Source organism: Mesorhizobium sp. M0040, assembly GCF_040323505.1.
Classification (GTDB): Bacteria; Pseudomonadota; Alphaproteobacteria; order Rhizobiales; family Rhizobiaceae; genus Mesorhizobium.
Window position 1 is genome coordinate 1 of record NZ_JAMYVA010000064.1, and the last position, 22,966, is coordinate 22,966.

The window sequence follows — 22,966 nt, forward strand, 5'->3', positions numbered from 1 at the left end:
TTTAAAACACACAGGCGGCCAAATCGGCGCATACCAAACGCGCCTTTTGATTCCGCCGCCCCCCTCCCCGGCCGCTGCGCGGCCACCTCTCCCCCACTTCGTGGGGGCGAGGAACCGGAGCCAAGCCGCTTAATCGGGAAGGTAGATCTCCGCCTTCATAAAGGTCTTCGCACGGCCTGTGATCAGCACGCGATCTCCGGCCAGTTTGCATAGCAAATGCCCGCCGCGCTGCGAGCATTGGAATGCCGACAGATGCGTCTTGCCGAGTTTTTCAGCCCAATAAGGTACCAGCGTCGCATGAATGGAGCCGGTAACCGGATCCTCGGGAATGCCCGCCCCGGGCACGAAGTAACGGGAGACGAAATCGTGGGCTCGCCCAGGCGCGGTAATAACCAGGCCGAGAGAATGAAAACGTCCGATCCTGAGCAGATCGGGAACGAAAGATCGCACGGTTGTCTCGTCGGCAAGCTCGACAAACAGGTTCTCGAAATTGCGGAAGCTCGCAACCGGCCGCTGAGGCAATATCGCTTGCAGCGCCGAGTTCAGCTCTTCCTCGATGGGCTGCGGCGGAAAACAAGGCAGATCGAGCTGATAGCCCCCTTCCCACCGGGAAACCCGCAGCTCGCCGACCCGGGTGGCGAAGGCCATTTCGCCCTGACCATTGTATTCCGTAGCCAGCACATGGGCGGCCGCAAGAGTGGCGTGGCCGCAGAAGTCGACTTCATGGACCGGCGTGAACCAGCGCAAATCCCAACCTTTGCCATTCGGCCGCACAAACGCGGTTTCAGCAAGATTGTTTTCGTTGGCGATGGCCTGCATTACCTGCTCCGACAGCCATTCCTCTAAAAGGAGAACGGCGGCAGGGTTACCCTGGAAGGCCCGTTCGGCAAAGGCATCGACCTGATACATCGTCAGCGTCGGCATATCGGCTCTCAAAGATATCCGCTGGGCGGCGCGCCATTTCGGCCGTGCCGCCCCCGGTGCAGGTTCACGCCGCTTCGAGAGCCGCTTTCACCGCAGCGATCGCGTCTTCGGCCTTCGAGGCGTCCGGGCCGCCGGCCTGAGCCATATCGGGTCGCCCGCCGCCGCCCTGCCCGCCCAATGCCGCGGACGCGACGCGCACCAGATCGATGGCGTTGAAGCGGCCGGCCAGATCATCGGTGACGGCGACGACGACGCTCGCCTTGTTGTCCTCGCCGGCGCCGACAAAGACGACGATGCCGGAGCCGAGCGACTTCTTGCCGGCATCGGCCAACGGCTTAAGATCCTTTGGCGAGACGCCCGATACCGCCTTGCCGAGAAAACCGACACCGGCAATGGTTTCGTTTTCCGCAGGCACACCGGCTGGCGAGCGATCGCCCAGCGCCAGCTTCTTGCGCGCCTCGATCAGCTCCTTTTCGAGCTTCTTGCGTTCGTCCAGCAGCGCCTCGACGCGGGCCGGCACATCGGCCGGCGAAATCTTCAACGCGGCGGCGGCCGCCTTCAACCGCTTGTCCTGTTCGTCGAGATGCTTTCTGGCCGCCTCGCCGGTCAACGCCTCGATGCGGCGCACGCCGGCAGCGACCGCGCTGTCGGACACGATGCGCACCAGGCCGATATCGCCGGTCGCCCTGACATGCGTGCCGCCGCATAGCTCGACCGAATAAGGCCGGTTGGCCTTGGCGCCATGCAAGCCCGTGCCCATCGAAACGACGCGCACTTCATCGCCATATTTCTCGCCAAACAGCGCCATGGCGCCTTCGGCAATGGCGTCGTCGACAGACATCAGCCGCGTGGTTACAGGGCCGTTCTGAACGACGATCTCGTTTGCCATGCGCTCGACCTCTTCGAGCTCGCCAGGCGAGATCGGCTTGTTGTGCGAAATGTCGAAGCGCAGACGCTCGGGCGCGACCAGCGAGCCCTTCTGCGCCACATGGGTACCCAGCACCTCGCGCAGCGCCTCATGGATCAGATGCGTGGCGGAATGGTTCGCGCGCAGCCTGGAGCGACGCGCGTGGTCCACCTTCAGCTCGACGGTCGCGCCCGTCTTGACCGTGCCGTTAGCCACCTTGCCGAGATGGACGAAAAGCCCATCGGCCTTCTTCTGGGTATCGGATATTTCGATCGAGAACCCGTCGCCCGAAATGACGCCGGTGTCGCCCATCTGGCCACCGGACTCGCCATAGAACGGCGTCTGGTTGACAACCACGGCAACGGCGTCACCTTTGCCGGCGCTGTCGACGGTCTTGCCGCCCCTGACCAGCGCTTGGATGAGGCCTTCCGCCTGCTCGGTCTCATAGCCGAGGAACTCGGTGGCGCCGGCGTTCTCGCGCACCGGAAACCATACCGTCTCGGTCGCCACGTCGCCGGAGCCGGCCCAGCTTTTGCGCGCCTCCGCTTTCTGCCGCTCCATCGCCTCGGTGAAGCCGGCAAGGTTGACCGAGATGTTGCGCTGGCGCAGCGCGTCCTGCGTCAGATCGAGCGGAAAGCCATAGGTGTCGTAGAGCTTGAACGCTGTCTCGCCATCCAGCATGTCGCCGGAGGCCAGCTTTTCCGTCGCCTCCGAAAGCAAGCCCAAGCCGCGCACCAGCGTCTTGCGGAAGCGCGTCTCTTCCAGCTTCAGCGTTTCGGTGATCATCTGTTCGCCGCGCACCAGTTCCGGGTAGGCTTGGCCCATCTCGCGGACCAGTGCCGGCACCAGGCGCCACATCAGCGGATCGCGGGCGCCGAGCAACTGCGCGTGGCGCATAGCGCGGCGCATGATGCGACGAAGCACGTAGCCGCGTCCTTCGTTGGACGGCAGCACGCCGTCGGCGACCAGGAAGCAGGACGAACGCAGGTGATCGGCGATGACGCGCAACGATGCGACGGCGTCCGCATCCGGACCTTTGCCAAGCGCCGACGACGCAGCGTCGATCAGGTGGCGGAACAGGTCGGTTTCGAAGACGCTTTCAACCCCTTGCAGGATGGATGCCATGCGCTCGAGGCCCATGCCTGTGTCGATCGACGGACGCGGCAGGTCGACGCGCTCCTCCTTCGTCACCTGTTCGTACTGCATGAACACCAGGTTCCAGAATTCAAGGAAACGGTCGCCATCCTCCTCGGGGCTGCCGGGAGGGCCGCCCCAGATATGCTCGCCACGGTCGATGAATATCTCCGAACACGGCCCGCAAGGTCCAGTGTCGCCCATTGCCCAGAAATTGTCCGAAGTCGCGATGCGGATGATGCGATCGTCCGAAAGGCCGGCGATCTTCTTCCAGTACGAGGCCGCCTCGTCGTCGGTGTGGTAGACGGTGACCAGCAGCTTGTCCTTCTTCAGCCCGAACTCCCTGGTGATCAGGTTCCAGGCAAGCTCTATGGCCCGCTCCTTGAAATAGTCGCCGAAGGAGAAATTGCCGAGCATCTCGAAGAACGTCAGGTGGCGCGCGGTGTAGCCGACATTGTCGAGGTCGTTGTGCTTGCCGCCGGCGCGAACACTCTTCTGGGCAGTCGTGGCGCGCGAATACGGCCGCTTCTCCAGACCGGTGAAAACGTTCTTGAACTGCACCATGCCGGCATTGGTGAACATCAGCGTCGGGTCGTTGCGCGGCACCAGCGGGCTTGACGCGACGACCTCGTGACCTTCCTTGCGAAAATAGTCGAGAAATGCCGACCGGATCTCGTTGACGCCACTCATGAATACTGCCTTTTCGAGAGAACCGCCGGCTGCCGGCGGAAAATAGACATGGCCTTTTAGCGGTCGCACCGCAGCCTGTCCAGAAACACCAAATGGGCTCAAATCCCGGCTTTCACCAGCGCCTTGAAATGCGTCTGCCTCGCCGTCAAACGCGAACCGCCGGCCCTGGGCCGGCGGTTCGAAACGCATCGATTACGCAAACTCAAAATCAAAACATCAAATCGAAACCTGGCTGAGGCTCAGCGAGGCGTCGCCTGCCCTACATCACCCCGGCGTCGTCCTCGAAACCGTCGTCGCTGCTTTCGGAGCCGCCGTTCTCAAGGAATTTCTCAGCGATCAGCCCGGCATTCTGCCGTAGCGCCAGCTCGATCTCGCGCGCCGTGTCGGGATTGTCGCGCAGGAACAGTTTTGCGTTTTCGCGGCCCTGGCCAAGACGCTGCGAATTGTAGGAGAACCAGGCGCCCGACTTTTCGACCACGCCCGCCTTGACGCCGAGATCGACCAGCTCGCCGGTCTTGGAGACGCCCTCGCCATACATGATGTCGAACTCGACCACCTTGAAGGGCGGCGCCAGCTTGTTCTTGACGACCTTGACGCGGGTCTGGTTGCCGACGACCTCGTCGCGATCCTTGACCGAGCCGATGCGGCGGATGTCGAGGCGGACCGAGGCATAGAATTTCAACGCATTGCCGCCGGTCGTCGTCTCGGGCGAACCGAACATGACGCCGATCTTCATGCGGATCTGGTTGATGAAGATGACCATGGTGTTGGAGCGCGAGATCGAGGCGGTGAGCTTGCGCAGTGCCTGGCTCATCAGGCGGGCCTGCAGGCCGGGCAGCGAATCGCCCATCTCGCCTTCGATTTCCGCCCGCGGCGTCAACGCCGCCACCGAATCGACCACCAGCACGTCGATGGCGCCGGAGCGCACCAGCGTGTCGCAGATCTCCAGCGCCTGCTCGCCGGTATCGGGCTGCGAGATCAAAAGGTTTTCGAGATCGACGCCGAGCTTGCGGGCATAGACCGGGTCGAGCGCGTGCTCGGCATCGACGAAGGCGCAGATGCCGCCCTTCTTCTGGGCTTCGGCCACCGTGTGCAGCGCCAGCGTCGTCTTGCCCGAGCTTTCCGGCCCGTAGATCTCGACGATGCGGCCGCGCGGCAGGCCGCCGACGCCAAGCGCGATGTCCAGCCCAAGCGAGCCGGTCGGCACCGTTTCGATCTCGACGACCTGCTCGTTCGCGCCGAGCCGCATGATCGAGCCCTTGCCGAAGGCACGCTCGATTTGCGACAGCGCCGCATCCAGAGCCTTTGATTTGTCCACCGCTTTGTCCTCTACAAGCCGCAAAGAATTCTGAGCCATGATACATCACCCCGTGGTCGTCAATGGAGGCCGGACAATCCCGCAATCCTTAAAAGAATGTACCTCATTTGTTCTCATTTGTCAATGAGCACCAAGGGTTTGAAAAATAACGCATATCCCTATTTGTTCTATTTTTGTTTCGCAATTATTGCTTCCGATGTGTCTCGCCTCGCATGCGGCGCCGTTGCCGTCACCAACCGAATCGGACCCGCGATTGCAGGGTTCCGCCCGGCGACCTAGTCTCCCCCGGGCAACAGCTAAAGGGCATTTTGACGGCATGATCAAATCCCCGACGATCCTGGCCGTGGGCGGCGCCTATATCGAGCGGCGCGGCCGGGTTGCCGGCGCCTTCGTGCCGGCCGCTTCCAACCCCGGCACGATGCGCGAGCATGTCGGCGGTGCCGTCTTCAACGCCTTGCGCTGTGCGGTGCGACGCGGCGCCTCGGCCTCGCTGCTTTCGGTGCGCGGCGGCGATGCCCTTGGCGACACGGTTTTACGCGCCGTCACCGAGGCCGGCATTGCCGACCTGTCGGCGGTGTTCCTCGACCGAGCAACGCCAAGCCATACGATGCTGATCGATAGCGACGGCGGGCTGATCGCCGGCCTTGCCGACATGGTGCTCTACGAGCTGGCGCTTCCCAAGCAGATCCGCCGCGCCAAGGTGCGGGAAGCGATCGGTTCGGCCGACGCGGTGCTGTGCGACGCCAACCTGCCGTCGACCGCGCTGGGGCGGCTGGCGGCACTCGCCGCCGACAAGCCGGTGTTTGCGCTTGCGGTCTCGCCCAATAAGGCGGCGCGGCTGATGCCGGTGCTCGACCGTCTGGCGCTGGCCTTCATGAACCGGCAGGAGGCCGGCGTGCTCGCCGACGTCGGCATCGATGCTGACGATCAAGGCATCGTCGACGGCCTAATACGCGCCGGGCTGAAAAGCGGCGTGATCACCGCCGGCGACGAACCAGTGCTCGGTTTCGACGAATTGAGCGCGTTCTCGATCTCGCCACCGCCGCTACAAAAGCGGACCGATACTGCCGGCGCCGGCGACGCATTGGCAGGCGCCACGATCGCTGCCCTGCTGCGCGGCCTGACGCTACGCGCGGCACTGCGCGAAGGCATTGCCGCAGCTATGCTCGTCGTCGAGAGTGCCGCCTTCACCAGCGCTGGCTTTGCCGAAGCGCTGGCGCTCGTGCCCGAGGCGCGGGACCTGGCATGAAGTGCGGCCCGGAATTGCCGAAGCATGACGCAGCCTATTTGCCGGCGCGCCGTCCTGCCTCGTAGGCGCGGCGTGCCCAGATCGCCATCTCGTCGGGATCGTCGAAGGCGCTGTCGGGAACGCTCCAATAGGGCATCGACACGAGCTTGCCGTGGCGCGAGCCGGTATAGGTCCATTGCCGGCAGCCGGCCGCTTCGAAATCCGGGGCGCTTTCGGCGTCGGCCTTCAGCATCAATTCGCCACGGATGACGATGGCGACGATGACGCCGTCGAAATAGATGCCCTTGCCGCCGAACAGCTTGCGGATGCTGACCGGGCCGAGGCCTTCGAAAAGCTCTTCTATGCGCTCGTTGTCCATGCGGCGATCATGTCACCCGGATTTCCCCTTGTCATCGACGCAACCGGCACCATCCTGACAAGTTCAGAATCAATTTCCTCGGAGTTTTTCATGCCGCTTCTGCTCAAAGGGTCCTGCCGGTGCAATGCCGTGCGTTTCGAGGTGGAAAGCCACACGCCGGTGCCGTTCATGCTGTGCTACTGCTCGATCTGCCGCAAGCAGCAGGGCGGCGGCGGTTTTGCCATCAATCTCGGCGCCGATTACGAAACGCTGAAAATCCAGGGCAAGCGCCATCTCGGCGTCTACCGCGCCGAGATCGAGGACGACGAGCACCCGCAACGCGAGACCTCGACGGGCGAGCGGAACTTCTGCACGAAATGCGGGACGGCACTCTGGCTCTACGATCCGACCTGGCCGGAGCTGGTGCATCCGTTTGCCTCGGCGATCGACACAGACCTGCCGAAACCGCCGGAGAAGGTGCATCTGATGCTGAAATACAAGGCGAACTGGGTCGAGCCCGACATCGGCAAGGGTGACAAGGTGTTCGACGTCTACCCGGAGGAGTCGATCGCAGACTGGCACAAGCGAACGGGGATGTGGGTGGATTAGCTTCGGCAGTCCCCCTCATCCGGCCCTTCGGGCCACCTTCTCCCCGCTGGGGAGAAGAGACTGGCTCAACCGTTCGCGACCTCTTCTCCCCTCGGGGAGAAGGTGGCCGCGAAGCGGCCGGATGAGGGGGTCTCGCGAAATCCTACTAAGGAAAAGAAAATTCTCAGGCCGAAGCGCGTGCTTCGGCCAGTGCCTTCAGATCAGCCGGCTTCAATTCGACCGATTCGCCGCAGCCGCAGGCCGAGCTCTGGTTCGGATTGCGGAAGGTGAAGCCGGTGCGCAGCGTCGTCTGCTCGAAATCCATCTCGGTGCCGAACAGGAAAAGGGCCGCCTCCGGCGCGACATAGACATGGGCGCCGTCACGCTCGATATGGTCGTCCTTGGTATTGGGTTCGGTCACCAGATCGACCGTATATTCCATGCCGGCGCAGCCGCCCTTCTTGATGCCAAGGCGAATGCCATGCGCATTCTCACGGGTCGCAACGATCTCGCGAACCCGGTCGGCGGCCTTTTCGGTCATCGTGATGACGGCGAAGCGTCCCATGTTTTCCTTCTCCATGCGCGCAGGTTCAAGGCCTGCCGAATGATTCCTCACCTAAAATGGTGAAGTTTTGTACCCGGCGCAAGTGCGCCAGCCTCTGGCTGGTCGGATGCTAGTACCACCCAACCGCCACCTGCGCCTCTTCCGACATGCGGTCGGGCGACCAGGGCGGGTCGAAGGTCATGTTGACCTCGACGCCGGAGACGCCTTCGACGGCGCCGACGGCGTTTTCGACCCAGCCCGGCATTTCGCCAGCCACCGGGCAGCCCGGCGCGGTCAGCGTCATGTCGATCTTGACCGAGCGGTCGTCCTCGATGTCGATCTTGTAGACCAGGCCGAGCTCATAGATGTCGGCCGGGATTTCCGGGTCATAGACCGTCTTCAGCGCCGAGACGATGTCGTCGGTCAGCCGCGCCAGTTCGTCGGCGGGAATCGTTGACCCGGAAACCGCCGCATTGGTGGTCATATCCAGTGCCGTGCTTTCGGCGGTGTGGCTGGCATCATCCATGATCGTCACCCGAAGAACTTTCGCGCCTTTTCCAGCGCATCGGCCAAAGCATCGACTTCAGCCCTGGTATTATACATGCCGAACGATGCCCTGCATGTGGATGTTACGCCGAAGCGTTTCAACAGCGGCTGGGCGCAATGGGTGCCGGCGCGCACCGCCACGCCCTGCCGGTCGATGACCATCGACACGTCGTGCGCGTGGATGCCCTGCAGCTCGAACGAGATGATTGCGCCCTTGCCGGGCGCATCGCCGAAGATGCGCAGCGAGTTGATGGCGCGCAGTTTTTGATGCGCATAATCCTTCAGATCGGCCTCGTGCGCGGCGATGCGCTCACGTCCGATCTTTTCCATGTATTCGAGCGCCGCACCAAGTCCGATCGCCTGCACGATCGGCGGCGTGCCGGCCTCGAAACGGTGCGGCGGGTCGTTGTAGGTGACGATGTCTTGCGTCACCTCCTCGATCATCTCGCCGCCGCCCATGAACGGGCGCATGCGCTCCAGAATATCCTTCTTGCCGTAGAGCACGCCGATGCCCGACGGGCCATAGACCTTATGGCCGGTGAAGACGAAGAAATCGCAGTCGAGGTCCTGCACGTCGATCGGCATATGCACGGCGCTCTGGCTGCCGTCGACCAGCACCGGAATGCCGCGGGCATGCGCGATGCGCACGATCTCCTTGATCGGCGTCACCGTGCCCAGCGCGTTCGACATATGGGTGATGGCAACCAGCCTGGTGCGGTCGGTCAGCCGCTTCTCGAATTCCTCGATATGGAAGACGCCGAGATCATCGACCGGCACCCAGACCAGCTTGGCGCCCTGCCGCTCGCGGATGAAATGCCACGGCACGATGTTGGAATGATGCTCCATGATCGAGAGCACGATCTCGTCGCCTTCGCCGATGTTCGGCATGCCGAAACCATAGGCGACCGTGTTGATCGCCGCCGTGGTGTTCGAGGTGAAGACGATATTGTCGGTGCTCGGCGCATTGAGGAAACGGCGCACCGTCTCGCGAGCCCTCTCATAGGCGTCGGTCGCGGCATTGGACAGGAAATGCAGGCCGCGATGGACGTTGGCGTATTCCTGGGAATAGGCGTGCTGGATGGCGTCGAGCACCGCCTGCGGCTTCTGCGCCGAGGCGCCATTGTCGAGATAGACCAGCGGTTTGCCGTAGACTTGCCGCGACAGGATCGGGAAGTCGCGGCGGATCGCCTCGACGTCATAGGGGATGTTTTCGACTTTCTGGTCCATCTCGAAGTCCTTGCCGCGCTGCCGCGTTCCTTCCAACACCCCTCATCCGTCTTGGCGCTTCGCGCCAATCCACCTTCTCCCACAAGGGGAGAAGGAGAGGCGCGTTTCCTTCTCCCCTTGTGGGAGAAGGTGGCCGAGCGAAGCTCGGTCGGATGAGGGGTGCTGGCCGAAGCGCCAGGCCCTCATCCACTTTATCCGTGCGCCACGAACCAGTTGTCGAGTCTCGCTTCCAGCGCCTCGACGATGGCCTCGTCGTCCAGTTCCTCGATTACCTCGGCGACGAAGGCCTTGACCAGCAGGCCGCGCGCGGTCTTCTCGTCGACGCCGCGCGCCATCAGGTAAAACAGATGGCTGTGGTCGATCTCGGTGACGGTCGCGCCATGGCCGCAGACGACGTCGTCGGCGAAGATTTCGAGCTCCGGCTTGGTCGAGAACTCCCCGTCGTCCGACAACAGCAGCGTGTTGCAGGCCATCTTGGCGTTGGTCTTCTGCGCATATTGGTGGACGTTGATGCGGCCTTGGAAGACGCCGCGCGCCTTGCCGGTCACCACGTTTCGGAAGACTTCGGTCGATGCGGTATGCGGCACGGCGTGGTCGAGCACCATGGTGACGTCGGTATGGGTGTCGCCGGCGAGCAGATTGATGCCGCGCAGCGTGAATTCGGCGCCCTCGCCGGTCGTCTTCACAACGACCTCCTGGCGCACAAGCTTGCCGCCGGCATTCATGACGAACAGCGTCAGCTTCGAATTCTTGCCGAGATGCGCCTTGAACTGGGCAAGGTGCGTCGCCGTATCCGGTTGCTCCTGCACGATGAGCCATGTCACTTCGGCGCCCTCGCCAAGCACAAGCTGGCTGACCGCGCTGACCAGCGCCGCCCCCTCGCCTGCCTGGCGCTCGACGATAACAGCCTTGGCGCCGGCGCCGGCGCGCGTCAGCAGCCGCACATGCGTCTGTCCCCCGCCCTGCAGATTCTGCAGCTCAAGCGGCTTTTCCAGTTGGGCGCCGTCGGCGATGTCGACGAAATAGCCGTCGGCGACAAAGGCGGTGTTGAGCGCGCCGATGGCGTCGTCGCTGCCATAAGAATCGAGCCCAGGTGCTGCGCTGCCGTCGGTCAGCTTCTCCGACAGGCGCTGCACGACAACGCCCTCGATGCTAGCGAGCTTGGCGCTCGAAACGCCGTTCAGCACCGGCAAAACCGAGGAGCCTTCGACGATCGGCGCAATGGCTTTCGCAACCGCTGCCGGATCGAAGTCCGGCACCGAGGTCAGCAGCCGGCGCAGGTCCGTATAGTGCCAGGATTCGATGCGCCGCGTCGGCAGGCCGCCCTTGATCGCCTCGATGGCGTCGTCGCGCTTCAGCATCACCGCGCCGTCGCCGGGCAGCAGCGACAGCCGCTCGCCAAAGGCGTCGATCAGCGCCGTTTCGGCCAATGTTCGCTGGGGTGTCGTGTGCATATTCATCAGTATCGCCTTATTTGGCTTGCCTTCCGGGCCTGCTGGCATCTCACGCGGCTTGCCCGATCACGCCGGCATAGCCATTGGCCTCGAGGTCGAGCGCCAGCGACTTGTCGCCCGACTTGATCACCTGACCCCTGTAGAGCACGTGCACCGTATCCGGCACGATGTATTGGAGCAGGCGCTGGTAATGGGTGATGACGACGATGGCCCGGTCCGGCGAGCGCAGCGTGTTGACGCCGTCCGCGACGATCTTCAGCGCGTCGATATCGAGACCGGAATCGGTCTCGTCGAGCACGCAGAGCTTTGGCTCGAGCAGCTTCATCTGCAGGATCTCGGCACGCTTCTTCTCGCCGCCGGAGAAGCCGACATTGAGCGGCCGCTTCAGCATCGCCATGTCCATGTTGAGCGAGGCCGCCGCTTCCTTCACGCGCTTGAGAAATTCCGGGATCTTCAGCGGTTCCTGGCCGCGCGCCTTGCGCTGCTCGTTCATCGCCACTTTCAGGAATTCCATCGTCGCCACGCCCGGTATCTCCATCGGATACTGGAAGGCGAGAAAGATGCCGGCGGTGGCGCGCTCGGCCGGATCCATTTCGAGGATCGACTGGCCGTTGTAGAGGATATCGCCCTCGGTGACCTCATAATCCTCGCGCCCGGCAAGGATATAGGACAGCGTCGATTTTCCCGAGCCGTTCGGCCCCATGATGGCGGCGACCTCACCGGCCTTCACCGAAAGATTCAGGCCGCGAATGATCTCGGTGCCGTCGTCGACGATACGGGCATGGAGGTTTCTGATTTCAAGCATTCTCTTGCTCTATCGTTCCGTTAACTACATATCGCCGAGCTAGGGCAACGGCGACGTCGCTTTCAAGTTCAGGTGCCAAGTCAAATCGCATACTTCCGTCCTCGACGGCGTCGGCGGGATTCGGCCACCTGGTGATTTCAAAAATCTCAGGGCCGTAGACGGTGATCATCAACTCCGTGCCGTCTTCGCGCCCAGCGCTAATTCGGTTGGCTTCGACTTCGATCCTGACGACAACTTTCCTTTCGGCAGCAAAGCTTCGAAGGTAGTTCCCGAGCGACGTTGCCAATTCTCCGCAAATCTGCTCATCGAGGTCGGCCCGATAGTTGTCGGGTAGCTCACCAGAATGCCTGTCAAACTGGTGAACGCGTGCGACCAACGGCGGACCGTCCTCTGCCTCATCGTCACTCACCCAACGCTCCCCTCGAGGCTGATCCCGATCAGTTTCTGCGCCTCGACCGCGAACTCCATCGGCAGTTGCTGGATGACGTCCTTGACGAAGCCGTTGACGATCAGCGCGATCGCCTCTTCTTCCGGAATGCCGCGCTGCATGACATAGAACTTCTGGTCCTCGGAAATCTTCGAGGTGGTGGCCTCGTGCTCGAACTGCGCGGTCGAATTCTTGGCTTCCATGTAGGGCACGGTGTGTGCGCCGCACTGATCGCCGATCAGCAGGGAATCGCAATTGGTGAAGTTGCGGGCGTTGGTCGCCTTGCGGTGCGCCGAGACCTGGCCGCGATAGGTGTTCTGCGAGAAGCCGGCGGCAATGCCCTTGGAGATGATGCGGCTCGACGTGTTCCTGCCGAGATGGATCATCTTGGTGCCGCTGTCGACCTGCTGATAACCGTTCGACACGGCAATCGAATAGAACTCGCCGCTGGAATCGTCGCCGCGCAGGATGCAGCTCGGATATTTCCAGGTGATGGCCGAACCGGTCTCGACCTGCGTCCACGAAATCTTCGAGCGATGGCCGCGGCAGTCGCCGCGCTTGGTGACGAAATTGTAGATGCCGCCCTTGCCTTCGGCGTCGCCGGGATACCAGTTCTGCACCGTCGAATATTTGATCTCGGCATCGTCGAGCGCGATCAGCTCGACCACCGCGGCATGAAGCTGATTCTCGTCGCGCTGCGGCGCCGTGCAGCCTTCGAGATAGGAGACGTAAGCCCCCTCCTCGGCGATGATCAGCGTGCGCTCGAACTGGCCGGTGTTCTTCTCGTTCATGCGGAAATAGGTCGACAGTTCCATCGGGCAGCGCACGCCCTTGGGCACGAAGACGAACGAACCGTCGGTGAACACGGCCGAATTCAGCGTTGCGTAGAAATTGTCGGAGGTCGGCACGACAGAACCGAGATATTTCTTCACCAGTTCCGGATGCTCGCGGATGGCTTCCGAGATCGAGCAGAAGATGACGCCGGCCTGCGCCAGTTCCTTCTTGAAAGTGGTGACGACAGAGACGGAATCGAACACCGCATCGACGGCGACGCGGCCCGACTTGTAGACGTTGTCGCTGGCTTCCTCGAGCTCCGACGCATCGGTCTTCTGCACGCCGGCGAGGATTTCCTGTTCCCTGAGCGGAATGCCGAGCTTCTCATAGACCTTCAGCAGTTCGGGATCGACCTCGCTGAGCGAAGTCGGCCCGGGCGTGCTCTTGGGCGCGGCGTAATAGTGGAGGTCCTGGAAATCGATTTTGGGATAGTGGACGCGCGCCCATTTCGGCTCGTCCAGCGTCAGCCAGCGGCGATAGGCTTCCAGGCGCCATTCCAGCATCCAGGACGGCTCGTCCTTCTTCGCCGAAATGAAGCGGATAATGTCTTCGCTCAGGCCCTTGGGGGCCTTGTCCATCGCGATTTCGGTCTGGAATCCGTATTTATACTGGTCGACATCGATCTTTCGAACTCGATCGATCGTCTCCTGCACAGCAGGCATCAGCGTTCTCCATCCACGCCGGGGTCAAGGCCCGGCAGTTTTCAAACTATGGCACCGCAAACGAGCGCCCATCAGGCACCGGAGGCGGCGTAAGTTTCATATAGTGCGTTCATGCCGGAAATTCACCCGGCCAAATGCGAACGCACGGCTCTACCAGGCCGCAAGGCCCTACATTTCGTCTGCCGCGCTCAGGCGGCTCGTTCCCTGCTTGCCTTTTCCTTACCGGCTTGGCGCGCGACGATCGTCGCCAGCGCCGAACGGAACAGCTCGATATCTTCAGCGCTGGTCGCGTGGCCGACGGACACGCGCAACGCGCCGAGGCCGTCACCATAACCCATGGCTTTCAGCACGTGACTCGGCCCTACTTTGCCCGACGAACAGGCCGATCCAGCCGACAGCGCCACACCGGCCAGGTCGAAGGCAATCTGCGCCGTCTCGGCCTTGATGCCGGCAATAGCGAAGAATGTCGTATTGGCAAGCCTTGGCGCGCCGATCCCGAAGATTTCGGCGTCCGGAACAAGCGTTTTCACGATCGCCTCGATTTCGTCGCGACGCTGCCGCACCGTTTCGATCGTTTGCAAGCCGGCAGACGCCTCGCGCGCCGCCGCGCCAAACCCGGCAATCGCCGCCAGGTTTTCGGTGCCGCCGCGATGGCCTTTTTCCTGGCCACCGCCGCTGACCAGCGGCTTCGGCATCATCAGGTCCGACGCCGCGACAATGGCGCCGACGCCCTTTGAGCCGCCGATCTTGTGCGACGAGAGAATCAGATAATCTGCGTAACCCGCTGACATATCGAGCGGAATGCGGCCGGCCGCCTGCACGGCATCGACAACCAGGATGCCACCCGCCGCCTTGACGATTTCGGCAATGCGGCCGACCGGCTGGATCACGCCGGTTTCATTGTTGGCAGCGTGGATGGCCACCAGCGGCAAGCCTTCGACCTTGTCATGCTGGACGAGAGCCTCGGCCAAAACGTCGAGCCTGACGACGCCGTCGGCGTCGACGCCGATCCGTGTCACCTGCGCCGCTGGGAAGCGCCCGCCGTTCAGCAGGCACGGATGATCGGCCTCGGACACATAGAGCCGGCTCATACGGACAGCACCGCGCCCCATCTGCCAGTCCGGCGTCAGCAGCGTCGAGGCCGCTTCCGTCGCGCCGGAGGTGAATACGACATGCTCGGCTTTGGCGCTGACCAGTCGCGCCACGTCGCGCCTGGCATCCTCGATCAGCCGCCGTGCAGCGCGGCCCTCGGCATGGACCGAGGACGGGTTGGCGGCGACGTCGAGCGCAGCGACCACGGCCGCGCGCGCCGAGGCAAGCAGCGGCACGCTGGCGTTGTAGTCGAGATAGGCGCGTGCTCCGGCCATTTCCGTCCAACTGGTCCCTTCAAAAGCCGTTCCGCGAAGATAGCGCGTTATTTCCTTGAAATTGCAAGGCAAGACGTCCTATTTACGCGGCTTGCGGCGCGGGTGCCCGAGCCACAATTTTTGGCCGCCCAGTTTTGAACAATTCTAAACTAGCTTCTAGAAAGACGCTCGCCCTGCGTCAAGGCCTAGGGAAGACTGGGGCCTAGGGAAGACTGGGGCCAGAGGAAGACTGGGGCCAGAGGAAGAGTTGTTCCGGGCGCCGCGCAAATTTATACCAAGTGGAGTATTTCATGCCTGAGGTCATTTTCACCGGTCCGGCCGGCCGTCTGGAGGGTCGCTATCAGCCCTCGAAGGAAAAGAGCGCGCCGATTGCCATCGTCCTGCACCCGCACCCCCAGTTCGGCGGGACGATGAACAACAAGATCGTCTACGACCTCTTCTACATGTTCCAGAAGCGCAATTTCACCACGCTGCGCTTCAATTTCCGCGGCATCGGCCGCAGCCAGGGCGAGTTCGACCACGGCACCGGCGAATTGTCCGACGCCGCCGCGGCGCTCGACTGGGTGCAGTCGCTGCATCCGGATTCCAAGAGCTGCTGGGTTGCCGGCTATTCGTTCGGCTCGTGGATCGGCATGCAGCTTCTGATGCGCCGGCCGGAGATCGAGGGCTTCATCTCGGTCGCGCCGCAGCCCAATACCTATGATTTCTCGTTCCTGGCGCCATGCCCGTCGTCCGGCCTGATCATCCACGGCGACGCCGACAAAGTCGCGCCGCCCAAGGACGTACAGGGCCTGGTCGACAAGCTGCACACGCAAAAGGGCATCACCATCACCCAGAAGACCTTGCCCGGCGCCAACCATTTCTTTGCCAACCATGCGGAGCTTCTGATCGAGGAATGCGCGGACTATCTCGATCGCCGGCTGGCCGGGGAATTGTCCGACCCACGGCCGAAGCGGCTGAGATAATCGGCGATGTACCAACCGCCTCACTTCCAGGAAACACGGCAGGACGTCCTGCACGGGCTGATCCGGGCGCATCCGCTTGGCCTGCTGGTGTCGAACGGCGTCGAGGGGCCGGTCGCCAACGCGATTCCCTTTCTTCTAGACGCGGATGTGCCACCGAACGGCAGGCTCCGCGCCCATTTGGCCAAGGCCAATCCGCAATGGCGGCTTTTGGCCGACAATCCCCTGGCGCGGGTGCTGGTCGTCTTCCAGGGCGCCGATGCCTATGTGACGCCGTCCTGGTACGAGACCAAGCGTGAAACCGGCAAGGTGGTACCGACCTGGAACTACGCCATCGTCCAGGTGCGCGGCATCGTCACGGTGATCGAAGACCAGGATTGGCTGGCCGAGCAGATTTCCGATCTGACGATGTCGCAGGAGGGCAGCCGCTCGGCGCCGTGGGCGGTGACCGACGCGCCGGCACCCTTCATCCAGTCACAGATCAAAGGCATCGTCGGCCTGGAGATCGAAATCACCGAAATCAGCGGCAAATGGAAAGTCAGCCAGAACCGCCCGGCCGCCGACCGCGTCGGTGTCGCCGAGGGGCTCGAGAGCGAGACTGCCGATTCGGCCGACATGGTCCGGCTGGTAAGGTCTTACGGCGGGCTGGACGGCAAGTAATCTGGATTGCTTGCTCGACCGGTTTCAGGCCGGTCGAGGGCTCAATCGACCTTCGTCATCGCCGTCTTGCGCTCGTTGGCGATCAGCCAGAGATTGCGGATATAGATCAACAGGCCCATGGCCTGGCCGGCGATGAACACCGGATCCTGACGCTGGATGGCGTAGATCAGCAGCAGGCCGCCGCCGAACAGCGAAAAGAACCAGAAGGCGATCGGCACGACGCTGCGCTTGGCCTTTTCCGACGCCACCCACTGCACCAGAAAGCGCATCGTGAAGAAGAACTGGGCGACGAAGCCGAGCAGAACCCAGGCATCGAATTGCTTGACGAAAACATCGTGAAGCCAGGTCGCCAATTCCTGAAGCACGTTACCCATGCCTGATTTCCTCTACTTTGGGCATTCTGCGGCGCCTGCGGCGCAGCCACCAGACGCCGGCAAGATCGAGCACGCCCTGCAGGCCGCGATCGAAGATGCCGTAATTCGATTTGCCGTGACGGCGGGAGCGGTCGACGACGTCGCAATGGACGACGCGGTAGCCCTCCTGGATGACCAGCGCCGGAACAAAGCGGTGGGTGCCGTCGAAGAACGGCAATTTCCGCAAAATGTCGGTGTGGATCGCCTTGAGGCCGCAGCCGGTATCCCGCGTCTCGTCGTGCAGGATGGCTTTTCTCAGCCCGTTGGCGAAACGCGACGCCAGTTGCTTGATCTTGCTGTCGCGGCGCTTCAGACGCTGTCCCTGCGCGGCCCCGACTTCGGGACCAGCCTGCCGCAACGCGTCGATCAACACTGGGATATAACCGGGGTCGTTCTGGCCGTCGCCGTCGATGGTGGCGACGATATCGCCGCGCGCCGCCCAGGCGCCCGAGCGCACCGAGAGCGACTGGCCGGCGGATTTTTCATGCCTGAGATGGCGCAGCGGAAACCGGCGAAGCGCTGCTTGTGCGGCAAGCACCGAAGGCGTGTCGTCGGTCGAGCCATCGTCGACGACGATGACCTCGAAGTCGCGCCCGGCCATCGCGGCGCCGATCTCGTCGAGCAGAAGCGGCAGGTTCGCCGCCTCGTTCCGGCAAGGAATGACGATGGATATCTCCGGCATCTCGACTCTGTCACAGGATATGGCATTCGATCGATGCCGCGCGGTCCAGCGGATGAAACCCGTTGGCGGCGCCTCATTACGCCAGCCGAAACGAGGACGCAAGCAGGCCGCACGCTTGGGGGTTCTCCCTTCTCCCCTTGTGGGAGAAGGTGGCCGCGCGAAGCGCGGTCGGATGAGGGGTGTTCCAGCTTGCAACGACGGCACTCCGTCCAACACCCCTCAACCGTCTTGGCGCTGCGCGCCAATCCACCTTCTCCCACAAGGGGAGAAGGCAAGAGGGTGTCGCAAAACCGGATTCCACTTTTGCTGATCGCGCAAACCCATCCGAAGCGCGATCGGACGCAAAACCGGATTCCACTTTTGCTGATCGCGCTTGAGTGCTAAACGCCCGCCTTCATGCATAGCCGAGCCGCGTTCGGCCGGAAGCTTTTCGGGAAAGAAAATGTCCGCCTTCAAATCCGATTTCCTGCGCACGATGAGCGAGCGCGGTTTCATCCACCAGACCTCGGACGATGCCGGCCTCGACCAGCTTTTCGCCACGGAAACGGTGAGCGCCTATATCGGCTTCGACGCCACCGCCAGGAGCCTGCATGCCGGGTCGCTGATCCAGATCATGATGCTTTACTGGCTGCAGCAGACCGGCCACCGGCCAATCGCGCTGATGGGTGGCGGCACCTCGATGATCGGCGATCCGTCGTTCAAGGACGAGGCGCGCAAGCTTTTGACGCCGCAGGACATCGAGGACAATCTCGCCGGCATCCGCCGCAACTTCACGCCCTACCTCAAATTCGGCAGCGGCCCGAACGACGCCGTCATGATCAACAATGCCGACTGGCTGATGGACATCAACTACGTCAATTTCCTGCGCGATGTCGGCCGGCATTTTTCGGTCAACCGCATGCTGGCCTTCGATTCGGTCAAGCTCCGGCTGGACCGCGAGCAGTCGCTGTCGTTCCTCGAATTCAACTACATGATCCTGCAGGCCTACGACTTCGTCGAGCTCTACAAACGCCTCGGCTGCCGGCTGCAGATGGGCGGCTCCGACCAGTGGGGCAACATCGTCAACGGCATCGATCTCGGCCATCGCATGGAAGGCGCGCAGCTTTATGCGCTGACGACGCCGCTGCTCACCACCTCCTCCGGCGCCAAGATGGGCAAGTCGGCCTCGGGCGCGGTCTGGCTCGATGCGGAGATGCTGAGCCCGTACGAGTTCTGGCAATACTGGCGCAATACCGAGGATGCCGACGTTGGCCGTTTCCTGAAGCTCTACACGACCCTGCCACTCGCCGAGGTCGCACGCCTCGAACGGCTCGGCGGCTCGGAGATCAACGAAGCCAAGAAGATCCTCGCCACCGAAATCACCGCCATGCTGCATGGCCGCGAGGCGGCAGAGGAGGCCAGCGAAACGGCGCGTAAGACGTTCGAAGAAGGGGCGCTGGCCGAAACACTGCCAACCGTCGAGGTGGGCAGGGCCGATCTTGAAGCCGGCGTCGGCATATTGTCGCTGTTCGTCACCGCCGGGCTGGCTGTGTCCAACGGCGAGGCACGGCGGCATATCCAGGGCGGCGCCGTGCGCCTCAACGACCAGCCAGTTTCCGACGATCGCAGGATGGTGACGCTGCAGGACCTTGGGCCGGGAAACGTCGCGAAACTGTCGCTCGGCAAGAAGAAGCACGTTCTGGTGCGGCCGGTCTGACCAGGGCCCGGCACTTCCTGTTAGATCTTTTCCGAAACCGGTTTCATCTTGCGGCGCTGACCTTCGGTTCGGAATCACCGCCGAGGTGAATCAGCTAGCTCCCGAGAATGGCCGAGATGCCATTCGTCTCATCGATCGGAACGAGCAGGTAGCGCAAATAGCGGACGTTCTGCGGCGCTTCGATGAACGTCTTGTTCGGGGCCGGAAGCGGACTTGCGGCTTGGAGGCTTGGAATGTGAGAAGCGGACGTTCAGGCGCCCCCATGCATCGACGCGATCTGACCCATTCACGACAGTCGAAATCACGGTGAATGGGTCCGCTTGCGCCTGTAAAGCGAACGTACGACGTGCTACGAATCTCGCCTGGCTGGTCCTGGGCGGACCAGAGGAGCTAACGTCTATGCTATAGCCCTCCATGGCCCTCCTGAATCCCTGGGTTTGGACACCAGTTCGAGCGGAGCGCCAGAGAGATGCCCTGAGGCGCTGCTGTCACGTGGGATGGCTGCCTCGCAGGCGCCGCCCTCCGATAGCTCATGGGCGGCTTGAGGCGGCGATCGCGGGATAGTCGGTATAGCCAGCGGAGCCGCCGCCATAGAGCGTCGCCGAGGTGAACTCCGTCAGCGGCGTGCGCGTCTTCAGCCGTTCCACAAGGTCGGGATTGGCGATGAACGGGCGCCCGAAGGCGAAGAGGTCCGCCTTGCCCTCGGCGAGCCGCGACGCCGCGAGGTCGAGGTCATAGCCGTTATTGGCGATATAGGTATTGTTGAAGCGCCGGCGGAGCGATCCGAAGTCGAACGGCGCGACATCGCGCGATCCGCCCGTGGCGCCCTCGACGACATGGATATAGACGATGCCCAAAGCATCGAGTTGATCGACGATATAGTCGAACTGCGCCTGGGGGGCGCTGCTCGAGACGCCGTTGGCGGGCGAGACGGGCGAAATCCGGATGCCGGTGCGCTCTGCGCCGATCTCCTCGACCACCGCAGTCGCAACCTCCAGCATCAGCCGGGCGCGGTTCTCGACCGATCCGCCATAAGCATCCGTGCGGACATTGGCACCGTCCTTGGCGAACTGGTCCAGCAGATAGCCGTTGGCGCCATGAATCTCGACGCCATCGAAGCCGGCCTCAATGGCGTTCGCGGCTGCTTGCCGGAAATCGTTGACGATCCCCGCAAGCTCGTCGAGCGCCAGCGCGCGGGGCTCCGAAACCTCGACAAAGCCGTTGTTCACGAACGTCTTGGTCGCGGCCCGGATTGCCGAGGGCGCGACGGGCGCGGCGCCGTTCTCCTGCAGATCGACGTGCGAGACGCGGCCGACGTGCCAGAGCTGCAGGAAAATCCGCCCGTCCTTGGCGTGCACCGCGGTCGTGACCTTTCGCCAGCCGTCGATCTGAGCCTGAGAATAGATGCCGGGCGTGTCCTGGTAACCTTGTCCCTGCCGCGAGATCTGCGTGGCCTCGGAGATCAGCAGGCCGGCGGAGGCCCGCTGGCCGTAATACTCGGCGGCGAGATCGCCCGGAACGAAGGCCGGGCCAGCGCGATTGCGCGTGAGGGGCGCCATGACGATACGATTGGAGAGCGTCAGCGAGCCGAGAGAATAAGGCTCAAAAAGTGCTTTGTTGGTCATAGGTCACCTTGTTTGTCCCCGCCGCGACGAGGTCGTTATCAAATGGATTCGTTGGTGCTCAGGCGACCTTGCGGTACCGCTCGGCGGGATGTTCGTTCCGATAGTTCGGAAGCATGGCCTGGCGCGCGGCCTGAAGCGCGTCCCACTGACCGGCATCGGGGAGTGGCGGGATGGTCACCGGTTCGCGGCGGTCGAAGCCGACCAGCGCCGCGTCAACCAGATCGTCCACCTCCATCACGTTGGAGAGCGTGTTGATGTCGGCGCCGACGTGGCCCCAGATCTCGGTTCGCGTCGTGGCGGGCAGCACGGCTTGGACGTAGACGCCCTTCGGCTCAAGCTCGAGGCTGAGCCCCTGCGACAGAAACAGCACGAAGGCTTTGGTTGCGCCGTAGACCGTCATGCCGAACTCCGGCGCCAGCCCGACCACGGAACCGATGTTGACGATCGCCCCTGCACCCGCCTTCGCAAGTCGCGGGGCGATGGCGCTGGCAAGTCGCAGAAGCGCGGTCGTGTTGAGCGCAACGAGCCGGGCGACGTCATTGGTACTCTGCTCGATGAAGCTTCCGCCGATGGCTGTTCCGGCATTGTTGACGAGAATCCCGATGCGGGCGTCATCGCGCAGCCTCGTCTCTACCGTTGCAAGCTCGGCAGGCTGCGTAAGATCAGCCTGGATGATGTCGATCGCAACGCCAGTTTCCTGACGGAGCCGGGCTCCCAGTGCCTCCATTCGTGCCACGTCACGGGCAACCAGCACGAGGTCGTGTCCGCGGCGGGCGAACCGTTCGGCATAGGAAGCTCCGATGCCCGTGGAGGCGCCGGTGATGAGGACTGATGGAATGGTGGTCATGGCATTGCTCTTTTCTCTGATGGAACCTATATTCATGACGATCATCATGATTGCGGCTAAATATGATGGGCATCATGTAAATGTCAACGGGGCCGACGGAGAATTTTGAAATGAAGGTCAGTCGAGAGCAGATGGCGGAGAACCGTCACCGGATATTGGATGCGGCCAGCCGGCTGTTTCGCGAGAAGGGGTTCGACGCGGTCAGCGTGGCGGAAGTGATGAAGGCCGCCGGGCTCACCCATGGCGGCTTCTATGGCCATTTCAGTTCGAAGGACGACCTGATCGCGCAGACCCTTGCCCACGTCCTCGCCGCGGACTCAGGCGGAGGGGGCGATCTTCGCGCTTATGTAGGTTCCTATCTTTCGCCCCGGCATCGCGACAACTGCGCCGGCGGTTGCCCGACGGCGGGCCTTGCCGCAGCCATCCGCCATCAGACCCCGGCTGCACGCTCGGCCATGACGGAAGGCCTACGATCGCAGATCGACCGTATCGGCAAGGCGCTCCCGGAGTTGGATCCGGCAGACAGACGCCGCGCAGCGATCGGAAGCTGGGCAGCGATGGTGGGGGCAGTAATCCTCGCCCGGGCGATCGACGATCCCGCGCTCTCGGATGAAGTGCTTGAGCAGACGCGTGCCTGGGTCGATGCCGGGATCAGCCAAGTGTCTGCCAGCTAGGTGGTCTGCGGCAGGAGTGCTCTTGTCGAGAGCAATGCGGCTATCGGCGTTGGTTGGGTGGCTATCTTGCAGAATATCGCACCGCAGCGTGCAATCAGCGGGATTCGCGGACCAAGAGGGTTTCGAACTTCCCTGTTGAGGCAACCATCCTGTCGCCCAATTTCCGCTAAACTGGCGAATGAAGCCGTTCAACGGCAGAACATCGAATGACCGCTCCTGGCGCAACTACGCCCTCAAGCGCGGTCGCCGGTGATGTCCGCTGTAAGGCGGTGGCACAACTAACTTTAACGGCCGACATTGCTGAAGGGTTTCGGGTGCCGTCAGGCGTACGAAAGTCTCTGATGCAGGAACCCGCGGGCCGCAGGCGATTGCCTATGGGGATTTGTGCCTCGGG

At 62.8% G+C, this 22,966-nt stretch carries 23 protein-coding genes; 6 read left to right on the forward strand and 17 right to left on the reverse strand.

What is annotated here, in order from left to right:
* Nucleotides 1-129 precede the first annotated feature (129 nt).
* From NKJ91_RS30040 to recA, 3 genes are all read right to left on the reverse strand, one after another.
* A complete protein-coding gene (locus NKJ91_RS30040; RefSeq protein WP_352458421.1) occupies nt 130-924 on the reverse strand; it encodes a PhzF family phenazine biosynthesis protein in 795 nt (264 codons plus the stop codon).
* A 64-nt stretch (nt 925-988) separates the two neighbouring features.
* Nucleotides 989-3,655, reverse strand: a complete 2,667-nt coding sequence (alaS, locus tag NKJ91_RS30045) for an alanine--tRNA ligase (RefSeq protein ID WP_352458438.1) — start codon at nt 3,653-3,655, stop codon at nt 989-991.
* A gap of 259 nt (nt 3,656-3,914) precedes the next feature.
* Nucleotides 3,915-5,012 carry a recombinase RecA gene (recA, locus tag NKJ91_RS30050; RefSeq protein WP_023674696.1) on the reverse strand — a complete coding sequence of 366 codons (1,098 nt, stop codon included), beginning with the start codon at nt 5,010-5,012 and terminating at the stop codon, nt 3,915-3,917.
* 277 nt (nt 5,013-5,289) lie between these two features.
* On the opposite strand from recA, the gene NKJ91_RS30055 reads away from it, so the two are divergent.
* Nucleotides 5,290-6,222: a PfkB family carbohydrate kinase gene (locus NKJ91_RS30055; RefSeq protein ID WP_352458422.1), complete on the forward strand. Its 933-nt coding sequence runs from the start codon at nt 5,290-5,292 to the stop codon at nt 6,220-6,222.
* A 34-nt stretch (nt 6,223-6,256) separates the two neighbouring features.
* On the opposite strand, the gene NKJ91_RS30060 is transcribed toward NKJ91_RS30055, so the two are convergent.
* Nucleotides 6,257-6,580 (reverse strand): TfoX/Sxy family protein, encoded by a 324-nt coding sequence (locus NKJ91_RS30060; RefSeq protein ID WP_023717364.1) that lies wholly within the window; start codon nt 6,578-6,580, stop codon nt 6,257-6,259.
* Nucleotides 6,581-6,670: 90 nt separating this feature from the next.
* Between NKJ91_RS30060 and NKJ91_RS30065 the strand changes: the two genes are divergently transcribed.
* Nucleotides 6,671-7,168, forward strand: coding sequence for a GFA family protein (locus NKJ91_RS30065; RefSeq protein WP_352458423.1), 498 nt, complete (start codon nt 6,671-6,673; stop codon nt 7,166-7,168).
* A 163-nt stretch (nt 7,169-7,331) separates the two neighbouring features.
* On the opposite strand, the gene sufA is transcribed toward NKJ91_RS30065, so the two are convergent.
* The 8 genes from sufA to NKJ91_RS30105 form a co-directional block, all read right to left on the reverse strand.
* Nucleotides 7,332-7,712: a Fe-S cluster assembly scaffold SufA gene (gene sufA / locus NKJ91_RS30070; RefSeq protein WP_006206001.1), complete on the reverse strand. Its 381-nt coding sequence runs from the start codon at nt 7,710-7,712 to the stop codon at nt 7,332-7,334.
* Between the two features lie 109 nt (nt 7,713-7,821).
* The gene (locus tag NKJ91_RS30075) at nt 7,822-8,217 is read right to left on the reverse strand and encodes an SUF system Fe-S cluster assembly protein (RefSeq protein ID WP_352458424.1); all 396 of its coding nucleotides are present in this window, start codon (nt 8,215-8,217) and stop codon (nt 7,822-7,824) included.
* 5 nt (nt 8,218-8,222) lie between these two features.
* Nucleotides 8,223-9,464 carry a cysteine desulfurase gene (locus tag NKJ91_RS30080; protein WP_352458425.1) on the reverse strand — a complete coding sequence of 414 codons (1,242 nt, stop codon included), beginning with the start codon at nt 9,462-9,464 and terminating at the stop codon, nt 8,223-8,225.
* 191 nt (nt 9,465-9,655) lie between these two features.
* A complete protein-coding gene (gene sufD / locus NKJ91_RS30085; protein ID WP_352458426.1) occupies nt 9,656-10,924 on the reverse strand; it encodes a Fe-S cluster assembly protein SufD in 1,269 nt (422 codons plus the stop codon).
* 43 nt (nt 10,925-10,967) lie between these two features.
* The gene (gene sufC, locus NKJ91_RS30090) at nt 10,968-11,723 is read right to left on the reverse strand and encodes a Fe-S cluster assembly ATPase SufC (protein ID WP_352458427.1); all 756 of its coding nucleotides are present in this window, start codon (nt 11,721-11,723) and stop codon (nt 10,968-10,970) included.
* Complete coding sequence (locus NKJ91_RS30095) at nt 11,716-12,132, reverse strand: hypothetical protein (RefSeq protein ID WP_352458428.1); 417 nt, start codon at nt 12,130-12,132, stop codon at nt 11,716-11,718. The genes sufC and NKJ91_RS30095 overlap by 8 nt, the downstream gene beginning before the upstream one ends.
* On the reverse strand, nt 12,129-13,646 hold the full coding sequence (gene sufB, locus NKJ91_RS30100; RefSeq protein WP_352458429.1) for a Fe-S cluster assembly protein SufB: 1,518 nt from the start codon (nt 13,644-13,646) through the stop codon (nt 12,129-12,131). Before sufB ends, NKJ91_RS30095 begins: the two co-directional genes overlap by 4 nt.
* Before the next feature lie 188 nt (nt 13,647-13,834).
* Nucleotides 13,835-15,013 (reverse strand): cysteine desulfurase family protein, encoded by a 1,179-nt coding sequence (locus NKJ91_RS30105; RefSeq protein ID WP_352458430.1) that lies wholly within the window; start codon nt 15,011-15,013, stop codon nt 13,835-13,837.
* 290 nt (nt 15,014-15,303) lie between these two features.
* Here NKJ91_RS30105 and NKJ91_RS30110 point away from each other — a divergent pair, with 290 nt between their 5' ends.
* Together NKJ91_RS30110 and NKJ91_RS30115 are read left to right on the forward strand one after the other, a co-directional pair.
* Nucleotides 15,304-15,978 (forward strand): alpha/beta hydrolase, encoded by a 675-nt coding sequence (locus NKJ91_RS30110; RefSeq protein WP_023674683.1) that lies wholly within the window; start codon nt 15,304-15,306, stop codon nt 15,976-15,978.
* Nucleotides 15,979-15,984: 6 nt separating this feature from the next.
* Nucleotides 15,985-16,635, forward strand: a complete 651-nt coding sequence (locus NKJ91_RS30115; protein WP_352458431.1) for an FMN-binding negative transcriptional regulator — start codon at nt 15,985-15,987, stop codon at nt 16,633-16,635.
* A 41-nt stretch (nt 16,636-16,676) separates the two neighbouring features.
* Here NKJ91_RS30115 and NKJ91_RS30120 read toward each other — a convergent pair whose 3' ends face one another.
* From NKJ91_RS30120 to NKJ91_RS30130, 3 genes are all read right to left on the reverse strand, one after another.
* On the reverse strand, nt 16,677-17,009 hold the full coding sequence (locus NKJ91_RS30120) for a lipid-A-disaccharide synthase N-terminal domain-containing protein (RefSeq protein WP_352458432.1): 333 nt from the start codon (nt 17,007-17,009) through the stop codon (nt 16,677-16,679).
* Nucleotides 17,002-17,730 (reverse strand): glycosyltransferase family 2 protein, encoded by a 729-nt coding sequence (locus tag NKJ91_RS30125; protein ID WP_352458433.1) that lies wholly within the window; start codon nt 17,728-17,730, stop codon nt 17,002-17,004. Before NKJ91_RS30125 ends, NKJ91_RS30120 begins: the two co-directional genes overlap by 8 nt.
* 219 nt (nt 17,731-17,949) lie before the next feature.
* Nucleotides 17,950-18,186, reverse strand: a complete 237-nt coding sequence (locus NKJ91_RS30130) for a hypothetical protein (RefSeq protein WP_352458434.1) — start codon at nt 18,184-18,186, stop codon at nt 17,950-17,952.
* Here NKJ91_RS30130 and tyrS point away from each other — a divergent pair.
* Nucleotides 18,173-19,426 (forward strand): tyrosine--tRNA ligase, encoded by a 1,254-nt coding sequence (gene tyrS, locus NKJ91_RS30135; protein ID WP_352458435.1) that lies wholly within the window; start codon nt 18,173-18,175, stop codon nt 19,424-19,426. The genes NKJ91_RS30130 and tyrS overlap by 14 nt on opposite strands.
* A 530-nt stretch (nt 19,427-19,956) precedes the next feature.
* Here the strand turns inward: tyrS and NKJ91_RS30140 are convergent.
* Together NKJ91_RS30140 and NKJ91_RS30145 are read right to left on the reverse strand one after the other, a co-directional pair.
* Entirely contained in the window at nt 19,957-21,051 is a 1,095-nt protein-coding gene (locus NKJ91_RS30140; protein ID WP_352458436.1) for an alkene reductase, read from the reverse strand.
* Nucleotides 21,052-21,109: 58 nt separating this feature from the next.
* Nucleotides 21,110-21,898, reverse strand: a complete 789-nt coding sequence (locus NKJ91_RS30145; RefSeq protein WP_352458437.1) for an SDR family NAD(P)-dependent oxidoreductase — start codon at nt 21,896-21,898, stop codon at nt 21,110-21,112.
* Between the two features lie 110 nt (nt 21,899-22,008).
* Here NKJ91_RS30145 and NKJ91_RS30150 point away from each other — a divergent pair, with 110 nt between their 5' ends.
* Nucleotides 22,009-22,572 (forward strand): TetR/AcrR family transcriptional regulator, encoded by a 564-nt coding sequence (locus NKJ91_RS30150; RefSeq protein ID WP_023674676.1) that lies wholly within the window; start codon nt 22,009-22,011, stop codon nt 22,570-22,572.
* The last annotated feature ends 394 nt before the right edge of the window (nt 22,573-22,966 follow it).

What these genes read in the sequence shown, in the direction of transcription:
- NKJ91_RS30040 (WP_352458421.1), bottom strand. Translation starts at nt 924, where the DNA reads ATGCCGACGCTGACGATGTATCAGGTCGATGCCTTTGCCGAACGGGCC.
- alaS (WP_352458438.1), bottom strand. Translation starts at nt 3,655, where the DNA reads ATGAGTGGCGTCAACGAGATCCGGTCGGCATTTCTCGACTATTTTCGC.
- recA (WP_023674696.1), bottom strand. Translation starts at nt 5,012, where the DNA reads ATGGCTCAGAATTCTTTGCGGCTTGTAGAGGACAAAGCGGTGGACAAA.
- NKJ91_RS30055 (WP_352458422.1), top strand. Translation starts at nt 5,290, where the DNA reads ATGATCAAATCCCCGACGATCCTGGCCGTGGGCGGCGCCTATATCGAG.
- NKJ91_RS30060 (WP_023717364.1), bottom strand. Translation starts at nt 6,580, where the DNA reads ATGGACAACGAGCGCATAGAAGAGCTTTTCGAAGGCCTCGGCCCGGTC.
- NKJ91_RS30065 (WP_352458423.1), top strand. Translation starts at nt 6,671, where the DNA reads ATGCCGCTTCTGCTCAAAGGGTCCTGCCGGTGCAATGCCGTGCGTTTC.
- sufA (WP_006206001.1), bottom strand. Translation starts at nt 7,712, where the DNA reads ATGGGACGCTTCGCCGTCATCACGATGACCGAAAAGGCCGCCGACCGG.
- NKJ91_RS30075 (WP_352458424.1), bottom strand. Translation starts at nt 8,217, where the DNA reads ATGGATGATGCCAGCCACACCGCCGAAAGCACGGCACTGGATATGACC.
- NKJ91_RS30080 (WP_352458425.1), bottom strand. Translation starts at nt 9,464, where the DNA reads ATGGACCAGAAAGTCGAAAACATCCCCTATGACGTCGAGGCGATCCGC.
- sufD (WP_352458426.1), bottom strand. Translation starts at nt 10,924, where the DNA reads ATGAATATGCACACGACACCCCAGCGAACATTGGCCGAAACGGCGCTG.
- sufC (WP_352458427.1), bottom strand. Translation starts at nt 11,723, where the DNA reads ATGCTTGAAATCAGAAACCTCCATGCCCGTATCGTCGACGACGGCACC.
- sufB (WP_352458429.1), bottom strand. Translation starts at nt 13,646, where the DNA reads ATGCCTGCTGTGCAGGAGACGATCGATCGAGTTCGAAAGATCGATGTC.
- NKJ91_RS30105 (WP_352458430.1), bottom strand. Translation starts at nt 15,013, where the DNA reads ATGGCCGGAGCACGCGCCTATCTCGACTACAACGCCAGCGTGCCGCTG.
- NKJ91_RS30110 (WP_023674683.1), top strand. Translation starts at nt 15,304, where the DNA reads ATGCCTGAGGTCATTTTCACCGGTCCGGCCGGCCGTCTGGAGGGTCGC.
- NKJ91_RS30115 (WP_352458431.1), top strand. Translation starts at nt 15,985, where the DNA reads ATGTACCAACCGCCTCACTTCCAGGAAACACGGCAGGACGTCCTGCAC.
- NKJ91_RS30120 (WP_352458432.1), bottom strand. Translation starts at nt 17,009, where the DNA reads ATGGGTAACGTGCTTCAGGAATTGGCGACCTGGCTTCACGATGTTTTC.
- NKJ91_RS30125 (WP_352458433.1), bottom strand. Translation starts at nt 17,730, where the DNA reads ATGCCGGAGATATCCATCGTCATTCCTTGCCGGAACGAGGCGGCGAAC.
- tyrS (WP_352458435.1), top strand. Translation starts at nt 18,173, where the DNA reads ATGTCCGCCTTCAAATCCGATTTCCTGCGCACGATGAGCGAGCGCGGT.
- NKJ91_RS30140 (WP_352458436.1), bottom strand. Translation starts at nt 21,051, where the DNA reads ATGACCAACAAAGCACTTTTTGAGCCTTATTCTCTCGGCTCGCTGACG.
- NKJ91_RS30145 (WP_352458437.1), bottom strand. Translation starts at nt 21,898, where the DNA reads ATGACCACCATTCCATCAGTCCTCATCACCGGCGCCTCCACGGGCATC.
- NKJ91_RS30150 (WP_023674676.1), top strand. Translation starts at nt 22,009, where the DNA reads ATGAAGGTCAGTCGAGAGCAGATGGCGGAGAACCGTCACCGGATATTG.